Below are 1,537 nucleotides of genomic sequence, written 5' to 3' on the forward strand. Positions count from 1 at the left end.
TCCCACGGTCTTGTCGATCAAGTTACGCACGTCTTCTTCGCGGCGCACATCGGCGCGGATGAACTCCGCTTCCGCACCTGCCTTACGCATTTCACTGACGAGCTTCTGGCCTTCTTCGTCGCGCCGACCGGAAACAACAACTTGAGCACCCTCCTTAGCAAACTCGAGTGCAGCCGCCCGTCCGATGCCCGTTAGTCCTCCTGTTATCAAAACAACTTTAGTATTCATTGAAATTCTCCTTGAAAGATTTCCCTGCCAATTCCGACTCCGAGCCTGCATGCAACGAATCTATTGGCTCGTCGGCTGCGTCCAGGTCAGGCGTTCATTCCGCCATCAACGGTAAGATTCGACCCTGTAATGTAGGACGACTCCGGACCGGCGACGAACGCCACCAGCGCAGCGACCTCATCAACAGACCCGTAGCGGTCGAGTGCCGTCGCGGCCTTCTGAGGCACGGCCCAATCGCCCGATGCGGGATTCAAATCCGTGTCGATCGGACCGGGTTGGATGTTGTTGACCGTAATACCGCGGCCCCCGACCTCCCTGGACAATCCCTGAGTAAAGATCTTCACGGCTCCCTTGGTGGCCGAGTAGGCTACCAGCCCGGGGGTTTGGACGCGGTCGCCCACGGCCGAGCCGATCGAGATGATGCGGCCGCCGCTCTTCATGTGCTTGAGCGCCGCCTGTGTTGTGGCGAGGGTGCCGCGCACGTTGATATCGATCACGCGATCCATCTCTTCGAGCGTGGTCGCTTCGAAGGTTTTCGGAATCGCTGTGCCGGCATTGTTCACAAGCACATCCAGTTGGCCGAAGGTCGCGACGGTCTTTTCGACCGCACTCTTCACGGCTTCGACGTCGGCAGCGTCCGCTTGGATCGCGACAGCCTTTCCGCCATCGAGTTCAATCGCTTTGACTACGGCGGAGGCCGCGCTGGCGTCCTTCGCGAACGTGATGGCCACGCTCGCTCCATCCGCGGCCAGACGTTTCGCGATTGCAGCGCCAATGCCGCGCGAGCCGCCGGTAACGAGGGCGATCTTTCCTTCCAGCTTCTTAGACATCGTTTTCTCCTTTCCTTCAATCACGCTCTTCGCCGATCCAGTCTCGTATGTAGGCCATGCCGATTGGGCTCGTTGATCTCGCGCAGCACTTTCGATTTGCGAAGGGCCGTTTTGGCGTGAAAGACCCGCGACTTCGTGGCCGAAACTGAAATGCCGGTTAACGCCGCCGTTTCCTGTAGCGAATGGTCTTGGAGAGTATGAAACACAAGAGTGCGTCGAGTCCCGGGACGTAAAGCTGCAAGTGCGTCGTGAAGAAAACTTTCCCGCTCTCGCTCTGCGCACCGCATTTCGGGATTTGAAGCAGAGTCCGGTACTTCCCACGGCGTCTCGTCCACGAACGGACAATGTGCAGAGATTCCACGCCGATTCCGCTTCTTCCGAAGGATCATCAGCGCCGAATTGACCCCAATTCGTGTAAGCCAGGTAAAGAAAGTGGACCTTCCGTCAAAGCTCTTGAGATGGAGGAATGCCCTTAGGAG

At 58.1% G+C, this 1,537-nt stretch carries 2 protein-coding genes; both read right to left on the reverse strand.

What is annotated here, in order from left to right:
* Nucleotides 1-228 (reverse strand): SDR family NAD(P)-dependent oxidoreductase (locus tag VGY55_21025; protein HEV2972468.1); only part of this gene is annotated, 228 nt, incomplete at its 3' end.
* 86 nt (nt 229-314) lie between these two features.
* Nucleotides 315-1,058: a 3-oxoacyl-ACP reductase family protein gene (locus tag VGY55_21030; GenBank protein HEV2972469.1), complete on the reverse strand. Its 744-nt coding sequence runs from the start codon at nt 1,056-1,058 to the stop codon at nt 315-317.
* Between the last annotated feature and the right edge of the window lie 479 nt (nt 1,059-1,537).

Source organism: Pirellulales bacterium (genome assembly GCA_035939775.1).
In the GTDB taxonomy this organism is placed as follows: domain Bacteria; phylum Planctomycetota; class Planctomycetia; order Pirellulales; family DATAWG01; genus DASZFO01.